Source organism: Streptomyces sp. Isolate_45 (assembly GCF_024721315.2).
Classification (GTDB): Bacteria; Actinomycetota; Actinomycetes; order Streptomycetales; family Streptomycetaceae; genus Streptomyces.
The window spans coordinates 21,864-38,765 of sequence record NZ_JANFAK020000081.1; the positions used below are offsets into that span (position 1 = coordinate 21,864).

Annotated in this window: 15 protein-coding genes; 11 read left to right on the top strand and 4 right to left on the bottom strand. The window is 69.6% G+C overall.

Going from position 1 to position 16,902, the window contains the following annotated elements:
- Positions 1-357: 357 nt before the first annotated feature.
- Positions 358-1,737 carry an RICIN domain-containing protein gene (locus tag NOD94_RS24390; protein WP_281208220.1) on the bottom strand — a complete coding sequence of 460 codons (1,380 nt, stop codon included), beginning with the start codon at positions 1,735-1,737 and terminating at the stop codon, positions 358-360.
- A gap of 189 nt (positions 1,738-1,926) precedes the next feature.
- Here NOD94_RS24390 and NOD94_RS24395 point away from each other — a divergent pair, with 189 nt between their 5' ends.
- The gene (locus NOD94_RS24395) at positions 1,927-2,940 is read left to right on the top strand and encodes a hypothetical protein (protein ID WP_281208221.1); all 1,014 of its coding nucleotides are present in this window, start codon (positions 1,927-1,929) and stop codon (positions 2,938-2,940) included.
- Between the two features lie 77 nt (positions 2,941-3,017).
- Positions 3,018-4,436, top strand: a complete 1,419-nt coding sequence (locus tag NOD94_RS24400; RefSeq protein ID WP_281208222.1) for a phospholipase A2 — start codon at positions 3,018-3,020, stop codon at positions 4,434-4,436.
- Positions 4,437-4,650: 214 nt separating this feature from the next.
- On the opposite strand, the gene NOD94_RS24405 is transcribed toward NOD94_RS24400, so the two are convergent.
- Complete coding sequence (locus NOD94_RS24405; protein ID WP_281208223.1) at positions 4,651-4,773, bottom strand: hypothetical protein; 123 nt, start codon at positions 4,771-4,773, stop codon at positions 4,651-4,653.
- A 246-nt stretch (positions 4,774-5,019) separates the two neighbouring features.
- Between NOD94_RS24405 and NOD94_RS24410 the strand changes: the two genes are divergently transcribed.
- A complete protein-coding gene (locus NOD94_RS24410) occupies positions 5,020-7,620 on the top strand; it encodes a DUF3710 domain-containing protein (protein ID WP_281208224.1) in 2,601 nt (866 codons plus the stop codon).
- Between the two features lie 159 nt (positions 7,621-7,779).
- Here NOD94_RS24410 and NOD94_RS24415 read toward each other — a convergent pair whose 3' ends face one another.
- Positions 7,780-7,998 carry a hypothetical protein gene (locus tag NOD94_RS24415; RefSeq protein WP_281208225.1) on the bottom strand — a complete coding sequence of 73 codons (219 nt, stop codon included), beginning with the start codon at positions 7,996-7,998 and terminating at the stop codon, positions 7,780-7,782.
- A 216-nt stretch (positions 7,999-8,214) separates the two neighbouring features.
- Between NOD94_RS24415 and NOD94_RS24420 the strand changes: the two genes are divergently transcribed.
- From NOD94_RS24420 to NOD94_RS24430, 3 genes are all read left to right on the top strand, one after another.
- The gene (locus NOD94_RS24420; protein ID WP_281208226.1) at positions 8,215-9,708 is read left to right on the top strand and encodes a WD40 repeat domain-containing protein; all 1,494 of its coding nucleotides are present in this window, start codon (positions 8,215-8,217) and stop codon (positions 9,706-9,708) included.
- 307 nt (positions 9,709-10,015) lie between these two features.
- The gene (locus NOD94_RS24425; protein WP_281208227.1) at positions 10,016-10,570 is read left to right on the top strand and encodes an XRE family transcriptional regulator; all 555 of its coding nucleotides are present in this window, start codon (positions 10,016-10,018) and stop codon (positions 10,568-10,570) included.
- Between the two features lie 906 nt (positions 10,571-11,476).
- Positions 11,477-11,680 (top strand): hypothetical protein, encoded by a 204-nt coding sequence (locus NOD94_RS24430; protein ID WP_281208228.1) that lies wholly within the window; start codon positions 11,477-11,479, stop codon positions 11,678-11,680.
- A 284-nt stretch (positions 11,681-11,964) separates the two neighbouring features.
- On the opposite strand, the gene NOD94_RS24435 is transcribed toward NOD94_RS24430, so the two are convergent.
- Positions 11,965-12,183, bottom strand: a complete 219-nt coding sequence (locus NOD94_RS24435; RefSeq protein ID WP_281208229.1) for a hypothetical protein — start codon at positions 12,181-12,183, stop codon at positions 11,965-11,967.
- 601 nt (positions 12,184-12,784) lie between these two features.
- Here NOD94_RS24435 and NOD94_RS24440 point away from each other — a divergent pair.
- The 5 genes from NOD94_RS24440 (at position 12,785) to NOD94_RS24460 (ending at position 16,533) form a co-directional block, all read left to right on the top strand.
- Positions 12,785-13,252 carry a hypothetical protein gene (locus tag NOD94_RS24440; RefSeq protein ID WP_281208230.1) on the top strand — a complete coding sequence of 156 codons (468 nt, stop codon included), beginning with the start codon at positions 12,785-12,787 and terminating at the stop codon, positions 13,250-13,252.
- A gap of 227 nt (positions 13,253-13,479) precedes the next feature.
- The gene (locus NOD94_RS24445) at positions 13,480-14,340 is read left to right on the top strand and encodes a hypothetical protein (RefSeq protein ID WP_281208231.1); all 861 of its coding nucleotides are present in this window, start codon (positions 13,480-13,482) and stop codon (positions 14,338-14,340) included.
- A 116-nt stretch (positions 14,341-14,456) separates the two neighbouring features.
- Entirely contained in the window at positions 14,457-14,942 is a 486-nt protein-coding gene (locus tag NOD94_RS24450; protein WP_281208232.1) for a hypothetical protein, read from the top strand.
- Between the two features lie 77 nt (positions 14,943-15,019).
- A complete protein-coding gene (locus NOD94_RS24455; RefSeq protein WP_281208233.1) occupies positions 15,020-15,472 on the top strand; it encodes a hypothetical protein in 453 nt (150 codons plus the stop codon).
- Between the two features lie 167 nt (positions 15,473-15,639).
- Positions 15,640-16,533, top strand: coding sequence for a hypothetical protein (locus NOD94_RS24460; RefSeq protein ID WP_281208235.1), 894 nt, complete (start codon positions 15,640-15,642; stop codon positions 16,531-16,533).
- The last annotated feature ends 369 nt before the right edge of the window (positions 16,534-16,902 follow it).

Consider the following 16,902-nt stretch of genomic DNA (forward strand, 5'->3'; position numbering starts at 1 on the left):
AGTACGGGAACTTCGCAAGCGTCGATAGCGGCGGTCTGACCTGCTGCTTGGGCTCCGTAAGTCGACTTGCGGAGCCCATTACCGAACCTGTGCTGCCGGAGGGTCACTAGAGCGCTGCTTTGTGAACCTGTTTGGAGCAGGAGCTCCGCTAGTCGATTAGCGGAGTAGCCTCCGGACCTCAGATCACCCGAGGGTTAACCCCTGTGACGTCACGTGCTCTGACCTTGGCAGGGCCTGGTGCTGGGTGGCACGGGACCGAGGAGCACACGTCGGGCTGGCCCGGCGGCCGTGCCGCTTCGGGCCGACACCACGGCGGTGTCGGTCGGTGACCTGCGAGGACGCCGACCGGCCCCGGGTTCAGTGCCAGGTCTGGCTGGGGGAGTTGTCGCAGGGCCACTGGCTGGCGAGGGCGCCGTCGCCCTGGCCGCGGATGGTCAGGCATTTCCCGGAGTACGCGCCGACGATCTGCCATCCCCCGCTCGTGGCGGGCTGGAAGCGCCAGACCTGGCTGGAGGGCACGTTGTTGCAGCTCCACTGGTTGGCGGTAGCCCCGTCGTCGCCGACGTCACCCCGGATTTCCAGGCACTTGCGTGAGTCCATGCTCACGATGTTCGTCTGCCCGGTCGGATGGGTGATGAGCCACTTCTGGCTGGAGGAGTTGTTGCAGGTCCACTGGTTGGCGGTCGCCCCGTCCTCGCCTGCGCTGCGCCGGATCTCCAGGCACATGTTCGTGGCCGCGTTCACGAAGGTCCGGGGCCCGGCACCCAACGCCGGCAGAGGCGGGGCGGGCTGCGGGGCCTTGCTCTTCGTCGGCTTCGGTGTCGGCGAGGCCGAGGCCGACGGCTTCGTGCTCGGCTTGGCAGGCGTTGGTGAAGTGGCGTCCAGCGACGGCTCGGGCGTGGCTCCGGGCCCGGTTGCGGAGTTCGGGGACGCGGTGAGCGACGGTGCTTGGCCGGGCTCGATGCTTTGTTGGCCCAGGTTCTGTGGTGAGGACGCCTCTGCGGAGGGGTCCTTCGCTTGGTTGGACCGGTTGGCGATGATCAGAGCCGCGACCAGGACGGCGAGCGCCGCCCACTGCGCCGGCGTCCGCCAGCGGCTGTAGCGGCCGGCTCGCCGGCCCGGTGTCGCGCCGGCGCTCCGGGGCGGCGGCACAATGAGCAACTCGTCTCCGGCGGGCGCGGGTCTCGCGTCCGCCGAGGTCAGCGGGTTGTCCGCGGATAACCCGGCAGCTCTACCGGGCAGCGGGATGTCCGCCGCCGGCTCCTGACCGGACCCTGTGCCGGCTTTCGCGCCCGGGGTGGCGGGGATGGCTTCCGCTACGGCCGCTTCGCTAGCCGTGCCTGGCTCCGAGGTCTGGTCCGGGCTCGCGCTCGGGCCGCCTGGAACAGGTACTGGCTTTGCCGTCGGCGTGGGGGCCGGGGCGGTACCCAGGGGCGGTGTGGCGGTCGCGGCGGCGGCCATCGCGGCCAGGCAGAGGCGGCGCGCTTCTTGGAGCTTCTGTTCTCGGGTGCGAGCGTCGCGCGCGAAACGGTCCTCGACGATCCGGGTGAGTCGCGGTAGCGGGATGACCTTCTGGCCGGAGCGGTACTGGCTCCACACGCTCCGACTCAGGTTGTAGCGCTCAGCCAACTGGCTCACCGTGTCCGCAGCCGTCAGGTCCCGCAGGAACACCGCGAGGGCGTTCGCCTCGGCCGTGCGCCCCTTCAGCTCGCCCTGCCCGCGCCCCGGTCGACTCATTGCTCCCCCTCAACGGTCCGGAACGTTCGCGCGCGTTCGTACACGTTCGCGGATATCCGGAGTCCCCACCCCTGCTGACCTGCGCGGACGCAAGTACGCACAGCCGGACTATCAGATCAGGTTCCAGCGTGGTGTTCCACCGCTTCTGCCAACACGGGCAGCGCAGTCCACCACAGCGAAGGAACACCCGTGAGAGAGCTGTTGATACGCCGGCCCAAGGTCGTCGCGGCCTTGGCAGGCCTGGCGATAGCCGTCGGTCTGACCGTCATTCCCGCCCAGGCGGACAGCAGCACGGTGCGCGAGCGGCCCACGTCGACCGGAACCATCGGCCACGGGGCGGCCCCCGGCGGGCACGTCACCCGTGAGCAGATCATCGCCCGCGCCAAGCACTGGGTCGACGAGCGTGTTCCCTACAGCCGAGAGCACTTCTGGAAGGACGACGCGACCGGCGGCCGCTACCGGCAGGACTGCTCCGGGTTCGTCTCCATGGCCTGGCAGCTCAAGGACAGCATGGTCACCCAGACCCTTCCGTCCGTCGCCGACCGGATCAGCTTCGACCAGCTCGAACCGGGTGACGCCCTCGACTACCCCGATGCGCACGCTCTGCTGTTCGGCGGCTGGACCAACAAGGCCAAGGGGGACTTCTTCTACTACAGCCAGAGCAACACGCGCATCCCCGCGCACAAGACCAACGCCAACATCCACGACAGCCGCATCGCCGACCACCCCCGCGGCGCCTACGTCGCCCTGCGCTACAAGAAGCTCGCCACCACCCAGGAACCCGCACCGGCCCCGGCTACCGCGTCCGCGCAACCGCCCGCCGTGCCCTCGCCGCCGGCACCGGACACGAAGCCCGCAGCTCCTTCGCCCATCACACCGTCGAAGCCGAAGCCGAAGCCGAAGCCGAGCACCGCGCCGTCGGTGAGCCCGAAGCCGACCGAAACCGTGGTGCCGAAGCCGAAGCCGAGCATCACCGCAGCGGTCCCGAGCACGGCCCCCGCCCTCGACGCTCCGGCTCCTGATCCCAGTGCTTTCCCGCCGGCCGTCCCCGTGCCGGCCATGCTCACGGCGGCTGCTGAGGCGCCCGTCGACAGGCGGCCGAACGCTGACGCTGCCGCCCCCGGTGCCACCTGCACGCCTGTCCGCCGGACCTCTTTCCGGCTCTGGACGCTCCTTCCCTTCCCCTTCTTCATCACCTTCTGACCGGCTCCGGCTGCTGTGCAGCCCCGCCGTGTCACTGCGCCTCAACCTCCAGGGAGGTAACCCCGATGAATCCCGCCATGCCCACAGACGATCAGCCGGGCGCCCAACGATCCGCTCACACACACTGGTGGCAGCGCATCCACGGAGCCATCCGCATGCTCTGCTTCGTCCTCGTCGGTGTCATCGCCGTCGGCGTCGCCGCGAACGCGGACCCGGGACAGTCGGAACCGGAGCCCGTGGCCATGGGTCAGATCGTCGCGGCCGGGAAGTCCGTCTTCGCGCTCGCCGCCGATCACCAGGCCGTCTACGAATGGTCCGAGCACCAGGACAACTGGCGGAAGATCAAGGGTCCGACCGAGAACCTCTACGCGGGCGGCGGCAAGTTCTACGCCACCGACCTGGGCACCGGCGACATCGCGCAGTACGACGACGCCCCCTACCAGTGGACCCGCATCGGAAGCGCCGGCGCCACCTTCGCCGCCACCTCCAAGCACCTGTACGGCCTCACCCCCGACCGCAACAAGATCATGGAGTACACGGGCACCCCCCACGTGTGGAAGCAGGTCGGCGACCGGGCCGAGAACCTCTACACCGGGCCCAACAAGAAGCTGTACGTCACCAACCCCGACGACAAGAACATCCACAGGTACGACGACGGGGAGTGGGACTTCGTCGGCCACGCGGGCGCCGCGTTCGCCGTCACCGACAAGAACCTCTTCGGCCTGACCCCCGACCGCGGCACCGTCGTCCAGTACGACTCCGGAAAGGACAAGTGGAACCCCATCTGGGGTGCCGCCGAGACCATCTTCGCCAGCAACAACCTCTACGCCACCCAGCACGGCACGGGCGACCTCCACCAGTACACGGGGCGAGGCCCCAACCAGTGGAAGCGCATCGGCGGCCCCGGCGCCGCCTTCGCCGCCAGCGAATACCGCCTCTACCGCCTCGCCACCGACAAGCGCTCCGTCCACAGGTACGACGGCGACGGCACCAACGACAAGTGGAAGGCCCTCGGAGCACCTGCCGCCGGCCCCGCACCGACCGCAGAGCAGAAGGCCGCCCTCTTCGCGAGCATGAACCGGCTCGGCGACGAAAGCCGAGATGTCTGGACGGCCTCCTACAACGGGCACCTGCGCGGCGTACCCGACCCCTACGGGTACCGGTGGTCCACGAACTACTGCAACTTCTCCCCCGACATCCCCTTCGAGGAGTACGACTTCCGAGTCCCCTGCGCCCGCCACGACTTCCTGTCCCGCAACTACCGCGACATGTACGGCGAGAAGGCATTCACGACGAACAGCGACGGCCAGGCACAAATCGACAAGATCCTGCGAGATGACCTGCTGCAGACCTGCAAGAACCGCTACATCGGCTCGGAACAGCTCTGCATCGGGACCTCCCACCTCTACTACAAGGGGGTAACAGGAGCCTCAGCCATCAACGGCTTCAACCCCTGGGACCTGGTGAAGGGCCTCGGGATGCGCCCGATCGGCTAACCCAGGGCCGAAGCCCCGCTACGGCCCACCCAACCCCGGGGCCGGACCCGCCAACCGAGGCAGGTCCGGCCCCGGTTTGCCGGCGCAGCCCCGACGGCGGCGGGCTGACCCGGCCGCCAGGCCCCGGCGCTCCGCGAGGAGTACCGGGGCCTGCGGCCGCTTCCCGGGCCCTGGGGTGGAGCCGGGTTGCCCGGTTCCACCCCAGGGGGTGGGGTTACCCGAGGAAGTGGTTGAGGAGCCAGGCGATCAGTGCTTTGACGGCTCCGCCGATCGCGGCGGCGATCAGGATGACGCGCTTACCGGGCCGGTTGCTCTCGCCGGTCCTAGGGTTGGTCATCAGGGCCTCCTTGGGAGGTCTCAGGGGCCCGCCGCCTGGTTGCGACGCCTTGGCGGGCCCTGCTCACCAACTCGCTTGCTGCGGTGGTGATATAGAAGGTCCCCGACGGGGCATCGGCAGGCCACCGGCCTTGGGGTTGTCCGGTAGCGGGCGGCCTTCTCCCGTAATTCGGGAACCGATCGGGGGGTGCTTATGGGAAATAGGAGACAAGCCGGGCGGGCTTGGGGCGGTCCCAAGGGGCCGGAGGTGGAGATCAACAAGGTCGCGTCGCTTTTGCACGGCTATATGAGTGAAGCCGGCAAGACGATCAGTTCCGTCCACGCCGCTCTCACCGTGGACATGCTGCCCGCGGGCGTCGAGGTGCCCTCGCAGCGCAAGATGTACGCGCTGATGGAAGGCAACGGGCTGAGCCAGGCGATCGCCCATGCCGTGATCGACATCTGTTCCGGCCTCGACGGCGATGCGGCCGTCGACGACGCGCGCCGTGCGGAGGTCGACGCTCTCTTCGAACGGGCTCGCGTGAACCCGACCCCGGTCCGGGCGGACTCCTCCACCCACAGGGATTTGGCCGACGCCCAGCAGGCCCTGATCCGAACCCAGCAGACCCTCATCCAGGCCCAGCAGGACCTGGAGAGCGCCAACGATGCCCTGCGGGCGAGTACCGCGGCGACACTCCAGGCCCAGCTCATCGTGGTCGGCCTGGAGAAGATCCGCGACGAGCAGGACATCGTCATCGAACGGCTCACCGGGGAGCGCGACGAACTCCGTGCGCGGCTCGACAGCCTCCCCACGCACCGCCCGCAGCTCGAACTCCTCGAACAGCGGATGCTTCGGATGCGGGACAGCGAGGAGAAGATCCGCTCGACGCTGCGGCAGGCCGAACACGACCGCGACCAAGCCCATGCCGTGGCCCGCGAGGCCCGCCGGGTGAGCGAGGAACTACGCCGGGAAGTCCTCGCGTTACGAGCCTCGGCTCCCGACACGGACCCGGCCGCACCCGGTACGGCGATCGCCCTCCCGGACCCGGCCATCGGCGGCTTCGACGCCGGCATCGCCTTCGCCGAAGCCGCTCTCCACCAAGCCGAAAGACTTCTCGCGAGGGGCCGCGAGGCCGTCGAGGAAGCCGGCCGCACCATCGGATACGTGCCCGATTCCGAACTGGACATCATTGACGGCGAAGTCCTCAGCGAGGTCATCCATCCTGCCGACGCCAGCGAGCACGGGTTTTCCGGGACAACCCCGGAAAACCCCTCGACCAGCGACAACGAGAGCCGGCAGAGCCGCCAGGCCCGGCACGCGGAGGAGGATCGGCGGGAACTGCGGATGCGGCGGGCCCGCGAGACGTGGGGGACGGACCGAGCCCGGATCCAGGAATCCGCAGAGGATCCGCCGGACGCCCATGATCTCCACGAGCAGGATCCGGACAGCACCCAACCCGGTGACGACGAGAGTCGACGCAATGGGCAGTCCGACGCCTGGTACGCGGAGCGGGAGCGCCTCGTCGAGTTTCAGGTAGAGATGGAAGAGCGGTGGAGGAGGCAGCGCCGCGAGATCGGGGTGACAGACCGATCCCGAACGCGGGAGTCCGTGCAGGAGCCGCCGGCGGCTGCTGATCTCCACGAGGAGGTTCAGGGGAAGCCGGTTGGCGACGCCGGCCCGTCGGAGGCCGGCACCCCACCCGCCGAGGGCCTGGTCGACACCCCGGTGGCCGCGGATATCCCTTCAGGCGAGCTCTCGCCACGGCTGTCCGAGGATGTGGCGGATCCGCCGACCCCAAGGGCCTTGCCGGGCTTCACTCCGCGGCCCGAGGGCCCCTGGGATGTCTCGGAAGTTGCGGACCCGGCACAAGGACGAGTCTGTCTGGGCCCCCTGTACGTGCGGAAGGTCGAGGGATTGACCGTGCGCTTCGGAATGTCGGAGGGCAAGCCCGTCGGGCTCATCGGCGAGCTGGAAGGCCACCGCTTCGAGATCCGACTTTTCCCCGGATCGCGGGAGAACGGCTCATGGAACAAACACAGCTCAGAGGCAGTCAAGGAACTGCAGAAGTATGGGGACCCTCTCCTGCTACGGGTGGAACCCACTCTTTCGATGTATCACTGGGGTCCCGGATTCGTGACACGAAAGGGCCTTGGCAAGGGTGCGGGCCAAGTGATCCTCATCGGTTGCGATGGTCCGGGATGGGTCCTTCGACTGACCTGGTTCCGGCCCCATCCATCGGTCGATTCACCGGATGCACTCCAAAGGTTCTCCCGTCTGCTGAGCACTCTGATGCAAGGCCTGGTCATCGACCCGGCGGGCAGCGAGACGCCGGAATCCTTTGTCCTCAGATACCCGGAGATGCCCCAATCGGAAGCAGCCCCCCAACCTACGACTCAAAGGGGATTGGACCCACAACCCCAGACGATTCAAAGGCGCGAGCCTGAGCATCGAAGGAACCCGAGCCTCCGACTCCCGACGATCCGAAGGCGCCACCCTGCACGACACGTCCCTACAACCGATTTGCCTACACCCGTGACATCCCCCTCCTCGGAGAGACAAGCCACCATCGTGGGCACCGACACCACCAGCCCAGCCCACGATGCGTCTCCGCAAGACGCATCCTCGAAGGGGCAGCAGTCGACGTCGGTTCGGAAAAAACCGACCATGAGGTTGTTCCTCATCCGAGGACTCATAGTCGCCATCGGACTGTTGAACGTCTGGGCCATGTTCGCTGCGATCATCCAACGCGACATAGCCAAGTCGACCTACTACCTGATCGCTGTGTCGAGCTTGGTGGCCCTGGGCTTTTTGGGCGTCCTGCTGCGTAGTCCGGCAACCAGGAGCGAGAGGAAGCGTTCGGGTCCGTGAGCCGGTGCCGAACTCGGGTGCCTTTGACGGCCCTTCCCCCCCCAGGGCCGGGTGGAGGGTTCCCGGTGGCGGGGCCTCCTTGTTCGGATGCCCCGCCATCGGGACCCGTGCCGCGGACAGCCCGACGTGATCCCGGGATCGGCGTGTGCTGTTCGGGGGTCATTGGATGAGGGTTCGTAGGGCGGCGGTGCCGGCGCCGGCGGTGGTGAGTCCGGCGATCACGGCGGTGGCGGGGTGGGTGCCGGTGAGGGCGGTGAGGCCGCCGACGATGAGCCCGAGCACGAGTGCGGTCAGGAGGACCACGGCCGTGCGCAGGGGGAGGAAGGCTCCGTTGTCGGCCGGGGGCGGGGTGGGCTGGTTGTTCTGGTGGGTTGTCATGCTTCGACCTTGGAGCCGTTGGAGGCGTTGGCCGGCACGGGGCGAACGCAGCGGATGACAGTCGATCGGAGAGTGTTCACCGCGGTACACCTGGCTTGTTCCGCGGAACAGGTCCGCTGCCGGTCCGGGCTGTTCCGGGGTGTTCACGGAAGTTTCCTACTGTTCCGTCGGCAGGCCTTTACCCTGCTGGACAGGCAGCGGTAGGGGGACACCGGCGTGATCGACAGCACCGACGCGGGACAAGGCGTGGACACTTTCAAGGCCGCCCTCGCCGAGCAGGCACGGCACCTGCGCCGACTGAAGGTGGAACGCGGCAACCCCTCGCTACGCCGGATCGCGTTACGGGCGGAGCGAATCAGCAGCGGGACGGAGTTGCCGATCGCCACGCAGAGCACGGCCTTCGCTGGCACACGCTTTGCCGGCGTCGACAAGATCATCCTGTTGGTTCGGACCCTGATGTCCTGGGACGCGGACGGCGAGGAGATCCCCGCCCCGGCCCGCACCGACCCCGTACTCGACGAATGGCGCAACCGGTGGCGCGCGACAGCGGAACTACGCCCGGGCCGCCGGAACGGCGCTGCCCCAGCCCCCGCACCCCGAGAGGGCGATCCGACTCTGGCCCGCGAGGTGCTGGCGGGCCCCACGGCGGCTGGCGTGCCCCGCCAGGGTGGCCCGCCGCCGCGGCCAGGATCATCGCTCGCGGTCAGAGCGCTCCTGCACGCGGCCCGGGCAGGAGCGCTGGCATTGCCGCCCCTTCGGACCGGTGTGGTGTTCTCGGTGGCGTTTTCGCCTGATGGCTCGCTGCTGGCGACCGCCACCGTCCACCCCAGCGGTAGCACGGTGCGGTTGTGGGACCCGGTTACCCGCACCCTCGTCCGAGGCTCGGTCACCGACCACCAGACTCCGGGATTCGCGGTGGCGTTTTCGCCCGATGGCTCGCTTCTTGCGAGCACCGACCTCGAAGGCATGGTGCGGTTGTGGGACCCGGTCACGTGCACCCCTGTCGGAGAGCCTCTCACCGGCCACACTGAATTTGTGCGCGGGCTGGCGTTCTCTCCTGACGGCTCGCTTCTTGCGAGCGGCGACAGCGATGGAATGGTGCGGTTGTGGGACCCGGTTACCTGCACCCCTGTCGGCGACCCCTTCGCTGGCCTCGACGGCATGGCGAACTCGCTCGAGTTCTCTCCTGATGGCTCGCTGTTGGCGATCGCCGGGGCCGATGACGGCATGCGGTTGTGGGACCCGGTCACCCGCACCCCTGTCGGGGACCCTCTCACCGGCCACGACGGGGAGGCGGTCGCGGCGTTCTCTCCTGACGGCTCGCTGCTGGCGACCGCCGGCGTCGATGGAATGGTGCGGTTGTGGGACCCGGTCACCCGCACCCTTGTCGGGGACCCTTTCGCGGACCACGACGGTGAGGTGGTCGCGGTGGCGTTCTCGCCTGATGGCTCGCTGCTGGCGACCGCCGGCGCCGAGGATGGAATGGTGCGGTTGTGGGACCCGGTCACCCGCGCCCCTGTCGGCGAACCCTTGGCCACCCGTCACAATGCGGCGGTTACGGTGGCGTTCTCACCTGATGGTTCCCTCCTCGCGGCCGCCAGCTTCGACAAGAGGATCTTCGAACCCGAAGACAACCCCGAGATCGACAAGGACGCCATCGAGGAGCTCGGCGTTGTGCAGCTGTGGGTGGTTCCAGGCCCTACCCCGTAGGTGCCCGCACCTGGCTGGCGTGAGCGGCCCGCCCCATGCTGAAGGCGGTCCGGGGCATCGAGCGCCTACGTACACGCGGATCCTGCTGAGCCCTGTCTCCAACGGCGAGGTAGATGCTCGCGAAGGTGGCCAGGAGGGCGGAACCGGGTGTACCAGCGTCGCCGTCGGCGAACTCCAGGTCATGGGCGAGTACTAGCTCTGGCCCGCATTCCCCATAACTCGCGATGTCATCAAGAGTGTGGCCTGGCCGCGCCACGATTGACGATCATGAAAGTGCCCCACGGTGTGGGACAGAAATGAGGGGGCAATGGGCATCGTCGCAGACAGCCTCGATCGGGCCGGACAAGCGCACAGCACCCGTCCGATCCCCAAGTCCGCGGGCGCGCAGATGCGGTACTTGGTCCGCCAGGAGAAGAGCACCAAGGCCGTGGCCGCCCTGCTGGGGATCTCGCAGCGCACCGTGGAGCGGTACGTGAAGGACCAGATCAAGCAGCCCAAGCCCGCGCTTGGGGAGCGCATGGAGGTCGAGGTCCGGCGCCGGTGGCAGCCCCTCGTCCGCAAGCGCGTCAGGGAGAAGGCCGCGAACCAGACGGGCCTGGTCATCGAGACCCGGGCCCGGTTCGGGTTCACCGCGGCGCCGGGCACGACCGACGACGGGCGGATGCGGCGGATCACGCAGCACCTCCCGCCGGAGTTCGCGGGCCGGCTGCTGGCCGCCCAGGACGCAGGCGCCTCCGAGGCCGAGCTGCAACAGCTCGCCGCGGCAGGGCTGCAGGAGGTCTATTTCAAGGACAGCGGCAGCCGCGCCCAGGAGCTGCTGGTCGAGTTCACCGACATCGACTACATCGACGTCGGCTTCTGATCCGATCGGCGCCAGTGGCCAGCACTGCGAACAGGTCCACGAACTTCATCGACTCGACCATCTTCTACATCTTCGACCGCAAGATGTCCGTGGCGGAGCTCGGCAACTTCGGCGGAGTCGTGGAGGGGCGGCAAGTTCGCCATCTGTCGCCTGGTCATCAGGTACTAGATCTGGCCCGGCTTCCCCCATAACTACAGGTGCAGGCGGTGTGGCCTGGGCGCACCGCGACGTCGCTCACCGGTGGGGAGGCCTCTCTCCATGTGGTGATCGAGAAGAACTCGGAGCACCTGGACATCCTCAAGATTGCGTCGTCACGTCCACATGCGACGTCATCGCCTCGGACATGCCCACCAAGGACGTCGCGGAGGTGCGCTACCCCGACATCGGCAAGAAGTTCGACTGAGTAGTGCGGAATCGGTATGGCCGGAAACAGTCGGTCTGCGGCGTGTTCCTGAGAGGGGAATGGGTCTACAAGAACCTGACGGGTTGGGTGTCCATGAAGGAGAAGGTGGTCAGCAAGGACATGGGGCAGTCGCACTTTGATACCCAACCGCACGCGGACTGGCCCCCGGTGGTTCGAGGGCCGAGGTCAGAGCGCGATCCGCGAGCTGGTCGCGCGCTTGTCGCTGTCTGTCTCATGGAGTTCCGCGGCAGGGTGCTGCGCTCCTGGTGGCAAACCTGGCCTGATGCGGAGGGCTGCCCAGGACCTTTCCAGGGCATTCGCGGCTTTTATGACTATGGGAGGACGAGTGACCGTACCTGCTGCCGACGCTTCTTTGTCTGACCCGGCCGATACTCTGGTGCGAGCCCATTCGGGTGCTGTGCAGCTTCTGGTTGGCCGGGTTTTGACGGACCGTCGCCCCGGCCATCCAGTTGAGGTGCGGCGGTCCTGATTGGGGGGTTCCCATGCCCGGTGGCGACAAGCCGACGTCCGAGGATCCGCAGGACGAAGGCGTACCGCAGATCCGGGGTGAGAACCGCAGCACCGCTCGCGATGTACTGGTCGCCGGCGTAGTCCAGGCCCTGCTGGCTGGTCTCGCCGACGAGGCTGCGCCCTGGTTCGTCCAGTGCGTGGTGTGGCTGTACGAGATGCTCGTCAGCTACCTGTAAAACGCGACGCGCCCCCTGGTGTGCAACCACCAAGAGGCGCGAGGTGCGGTTTCACCCGCGGCGGTCTCTGTCCCTGCTTCCAGTCCGGGCAGAGGCCGCCGTTCTTATGGCTCTAGTCTGACGCGACCCTCTGACAGTGCATGCACGCATGCATGATCAAAGTTGCGCTATCGGAGCCAGGCTCCCACTGTAGCGAGTCGTCCAAGCCGGTGGACATGCTGTCCACCCTCTTGGATGGCGTGTTCGTGACCGTGCCCGCTGACCCGGCGAAGGGGTCCCCGTGCTCACGGGGGTGACTCGGCCCAGGTCTCAGGGCCGCCGCCGCGCCACTCGACCAGCTCGCCGGTGAGGTCGAGGGTCTCGGGGTCCTCCATCCCCGCGTCGCGGAGGAAGTCGAGGATGTCCGATGGGCGGTGGGCCACGCCGATGGACTGGCCGTCCCAGCGGACGCGGCGCCAGCCGTTCTCGTCGGGCGGGTAGATGACCAGGCGTGGCACGGGCATGCCCCCACCCTCAACCGCCGGGCGGCCGCAGGCATTCGGCCCGGGTCCGTACGGGTGACGAGCGGTCCCGCCGGAGCGGGACTGTCCTGCTGTTCAGCTACGCCACTTCCTCACCTTCGGTAATAAGTAACTGCCGAGTCCCCAAAGGAACACTAAGAGAGATGCGACGTCGCTGATTGCTTGGATTACGGTAAAGAAGTCCATTGGACCATCCTCGATTTCGAATTTCATTTACCCCCTCATTGTACGGGGATAAGCGGGTGCCGCTTTCGGCTATCCATGCATGTGTATTGCGGTTCCGGCCCGCTTGTGAAGTCGATTCAGCGATGCCGTTCCATCCTCAAATTGTAGAAGAGTCAGGGGGTTTCGTGGTCGGCTACTCCCGCATGCACTACATTGCGGTTTCTGGCTGCTTTTGAAACCGGATCGGGAGACGTCGTTGTGATCAGTTTCGCTGAATGTAGCGACGTAGCGAATTTCCCCACTTGTCTGACGGCCAGTCAGGTAGGTGTGTTTTCGTTGCGTGGGCCCCGCTGCGGGGCCCGCGTGGCGGGGCCGTTGTAGTGACACCGGCGCGGGGGGTGACGGTAGGGTTCCGGCCATGCCGACGGATACCGGCCCCGCCGCCTCGACCGGGCACCCGCCCCGGCGGTTCGGCCTGGCCCCGGTTCCCTCGGCGCCCGCGCTCGACCCGGTCTCGGCGGACCGGTCGTTGAACCGCGCGGCCCGTCGGGCGGCGGCCGCCCGCCGCTCGGCGTTGCACCGTCCCCTGCACCGGCTGTGGTCCGGACGTTGGCAGGGCTGGCCGCACATGGCCGCCGTCCTCGCGATGCTCTGCGCCCGTGGCGCGCGTGGTGCCTGGGCGGCCCGCTGGGCTCCGGGAGTCGTCCTGGCCGACTGGCCCGGGGGAGCTGGCACCCCGGCCACAGTCGTCCTGCGCGCCCTCGGCCTGATGGCCGGTCCCGCGCCCTGGCACATACCCCTGCCCGCGCGTCGTTCGACGCGCGCCCGCGCGGCCGGCACCGCCTGGTGCCCGGCGGCCGCGCCCTGTTCCCCGCACGGTCCCTGAACCCCTGAGCACTACGACCCGCCCCGGCCCCCGGCCCGGGCGGTGCTCCGGCGTCCGGTCGGCCACGCAGGCCCCTTGAAAACACCAAAGCCCCCGGCTACGACCCCGGGGGCTGGCGGTGCACTTGCTTCACAAACCTCCTGGAGTGTAGCCGTGACGGCTGACACCCGCGCGTACTGCGCGCGCGTTCCCGCCCGTTCGTCCCTGCCGGCCCGGGGCGGTGCCCTGTGATCGCCCCGGAGGTCCGCCGGGGAGGCGGTCTGCTGTTCGTCCAGCTGGTGCCGCGGTGGCTGTGCGATCCCCGGTACTCCGCGAACCTGCGGACCCTCTACGGGATCCTTGCCAGCTACGCCGACACCACCACCCGCGACACCGGCCGCGGCCACCCGTGGCGTACCGAGTTGGCCGCGCAGCTCGGCGTCTCGGTCAAGACCCTGGATCGGGTGCTGCTCGAAGGCGAATGCGCAGGCCTCTTCCACGTCGAACGGCGCACCTCGCCCCGCAACGCCCGGGAGAACGACGCGAGCGTCTACCACCTGCACGACGCCCTGTTCTGGCGGGAGGAGTGGACCGACCCGCTCGCCCCCGGCAGGTCGGCAGCCGACGAGGCCGCGGCCGTGCTCAAGGGGCGCGTCGAGGAGAAGAGGCGGGCCGGGATCACCCCGAAGGGCGGCCGCCCGAAGCGCTCGCAGTCCCCGGGGGGTGGCGTCACCGGTGACGCCAGGGGTGGCGTCATGGGTGACGCCAGGGTGGCGTCACCGGTGACGCCCTATGTCTATAGCCCTGTCCAGAACCCTCCTCCAGAGAAAGAAGCGCCTGCGGCGCGAAGCGCTGCTGACGCCCGGAGGGCCACTGCCGGTAGTGGCGCGTACGGGCGCGCGAGCGGCTGCGCCGCGTCCGCCGGCGCCGGGGCGCCGGACCCCTCGTCCCGTCCCTTCATCGGCACCCCACAACCGGCCCCGGACCCGGCGCCGCAGAAGCCGGACGTGCTGCCGGCCGGAGCGCGACCGCCCGCCGTCCCGGCCGCCCTTCCCACGCAGCAGCAACAACGGCCCCCGGCCGACTGTCCCCGGTCCGTACCCGCCTGACGGCCCGTACGGCCCGCTGCGCAGCGATCACCCGCCGGGCGGCCCCTCCGTCATCCGGGCGGGAGATCGGCCCGCAGCGGGCCGTACAGGGCTTCCGTGACTCCTCGGAGGTCAAGATGCCTGCCACCGTTGCCCGCACCCGTACCCGGAGCCTGCCCGCGCCCCGCCGCCCGGCCCGCCCGCCGGGGAGCCTGGTCCGCCACGTCCTGGCCGTGGCGGTCGACGTCGACGACTGCGCCCGGGTGCTGCTGCTGGCCGAGCACGCCGGGGGAGGCCTGCGGGTCCGCCGGGCCCGGTGTTGGCCCCCCGACGCCCCCACGGGCCCCCTGGTGGCCGCCCTGGGCGCGCTCTACCGGGCCGGGGCGGACCAGACGCCCACGGCCGTGCACGTGGCCCCGGGCGGCCGCGGCCCGTGGCTGGACACGGTCCGCCGCGCGGTCGGCCCCCTGGCCGAACTCACCGTGCACACCGCCCCGGCCGCCGACTGGACCGCGGCCGCCGCCCTGGCCATGGCCGTGCTCGACGCGGACCCGGCCGAGGACCCCGAGCACCTGGCCGTGCTCGCCGAACGCGCGATCCGCCGGGCCGGCGGCCGCGAGTAGGCCGGGCGACAACCGGCGGTTGTCGGAGGCGACCCGACAACCGCGCGTTGTCGGTGGCGGCCGCTACCGTGCGCGCCGTGAGCGACTGCCCCGGGCTGACCCCGGACGAGAACGCCCTTGACCCGGTCTGCCTGTCCTGCGGGCACGACATCTGCGGGACCTGCACAACGGCCCACGCTCTGCCCGGCGCGCACCTGTGCTTGCCCTGTGCCGAGGCGTACGGCGGCCAGGAGCTGGCGGAGGTGGTCGAGTCCTCGGCCGCCTACGTCGCGGCCCTGGCGAACCTGCGGGCGAACCCGTCCCTGGCCGGCCTCGGCCCCGAGGACGACCGGCCGCCCACCCCGGAGGAGTGCGCGGAAGCGGGCTCAGCGTTCGTGAACGGGGTCGTGGACCAGGCCCGGTGCCAGGAGTGCGGCGGTCCCGCCTGCACGTACTGCGAAGCCCACCTGACCGAGGGCCCGCACACCTCGTGCGCCGACTGCGGCCGCCGCCTGATCCATGTCCTGAACCCTGCGGAAATCAGCCGCTAAATCTGACCACATATCAGTTCTATAACGGACAGACCGGTGTCAAATCCCGCAGCAAATCGGCCACATGAACCGCACCCGAATCGCACACCCGGCGCCCGCACATGCGAGATACTGGAACTTAGGATGACAGCGCACATGTTCCGGCGCGAAAAAGGGGTGGGGGAGCGATGACACCGACCGCCGAGCACCTCCCGGCCGCCATCGAAGTGCGCTGCCCCGTGTGCGGGCGGACCGTGACGACCGGCCAGAGCGGCAACACCACCCGGTGCCCCACGACGCGCGGCGGCTGCGGGACCCCGATCCCCGTTCCGGCCGGCACCACCCGGCCCCCGGTCGACCTCGACTGCTACGAATGCGGCCACACCTGGACCACCCGCGCCAAGGCCGCCAGCACCGTGCGCTGTCCCGACTGCTCCCACCCGCGCCGGGTGCCGACCGCGGCCCGCGCCGAGGACGCACCGCCCCCTGCAACCCCCCTCCCGGCCCGCAGGCCCGCCCCGCCGACCGCACCCCGCCGGGACCCCGCACCCCGCCCCGCACCGCAGGAGCGGGCCGAGGACGACGCCCAGGCCGAGCGGGAGAGCGCGGAGCGTCGGGCGGACACCCGCCGCGCCTTGGCCGAACTCCGGGCGGTCCTACGGCCCTCGACCGCCCCGGCGCAGGCCCCGCGCCCCGCTCCGGCCGGCCGCCGGCCCCCGCAGCAGCCGGCCCCGACCCCCGGACAGCGGTTCACCCCCCGCTCCGAGGCCGTACGCGGCCCCGTGACGGCCCCGGCCACCGCCCGGCGCCGCACGGCCGCAGCCGCGTTCCTGGACGCCCTCGGCGGCGCCCTGCGGCTCCGCACGGACGCCTCGCACGGCGGCTGCGAAGTCACCGACCCCGCCCGGCCACCCGAACACCGCGCCTGCAACCAGCCGGCGGAACTCACCGTGCAGTTCACCGACCACCGCGGCCGCCAGACCCCCGTCCACGCCTGCACCACCCACGCCGAGGCCCTCCGGTACCTCGCCACCACCCGCCCCGGCCTCCGGGCAACCCTCCGCACCTACACCTCCGGCTGACCGTCCCGAGGCCGAAACGCACACCCCGGCCCCCCACCCGGACCCCGCTCCGAAAGGCCCCGGAAAGGTCCGAGAAAGGGCCGGAGGACCTGGGAAGGGGAGCAGAGAGGGTTCCAACCGCCCCCGCCCTGCGATATGCTCACGGAGCGTCACAGAATCCAAACTCAGCTTTGGATTCGAGACCACCCCCGCCACCCCCCTCGTAGCCAGCCGCCCGCGCAGCGGGCCAAGGGCCGGGGAGCGGAGCGACCGGGCCCAACCTCCTCACAACCCAGCAACGGCAAGGGGAGCGCAGCGCCCCGCAGCCCCCACCCCAGAGGGCTGAAGCGAAGCGAAAGACCTCCGCCGAAAGCTCGCGCAGCGAGCGCC

What these genes read in the sequence shown, in the direction of transcription:
- NOD94_RS24450 (WP_281208232.1), top strand. Translation starts at nt 14,457, where the DNA reads ATGCCTGCCACCGTTGCCCGCACCCGTACCCGGAGCCTGCCCGCGCCC.
- NOD94_RS24430 (WP_281208228.1), top strand. Translation starts at nt 11,477, where the DNA reads ATGCCCGGTGGCGACAAGCCGACGTCCGAGGATCCGCAGGACGAAGGC.
- NOD94_RS24440 (WP_281208230.1), top strand. Translation starts at nt 12,785, where the DNA reads ATGCCGACGGATACCGGCCCCGCCGCCTCGACCGGGCACCCGCCCCGG.
- NOD94_RS24415 (WP_281208225.1), bottom strand. Translation starts at nt 7,998, where the DNA reads ATGACAACCCACCAGAACAACCAGCCCACCCCGCCCCCGGCCGACAAC.
- NOD94_RS24425 (WP_281208227.1), top strand. Translation starts at nt 10,016, where the DNA reads ATGGGCATCGTCGCAGACAGCCTCGATCGGGCCGGACAAGCGCACAGC.
- NOD94_RS24390 (WP_281208220.1), bottom strand. Translation starts at nt 1,737, where the DNA reads ATGAGTCGACCGGGGCGCGGGCAGGGCGAGCTGAAGGGGCGCACGGCC.
- NOD94_RS24400 (WP_281208222.1), top strand. Translation starts at nt 3,018, where the DNA reads ATGCCCACAGACGATCAGCCGGGCGCCCAACGATCCGCTCACACACAC.
- NOD94_RS24460 (WP_281208235.1), top strand. Translation starts at nt 15,640, where the DNA reads ATGACACCGACCGCCGAGCACCTCCCGGCCGCCATCGAAGTGCGCTGC.
- NOD94_RS24405 (WP_281208223.1), bottom strand. Translation starts at nt 4,773, where the DNA reads ATGACCAACCCTAGGACCGGCGAGAGCAACCGGCCCGGTAAGCGCGTC.
- NOD94_RS24435 (WP_281208229.1), bottom strand. Translation starts at nt 12,183, where the DNA reads ATGCCCGTGCCACGCCTGGTCATCTACCCGCCCGACGAGAACGGCTGG.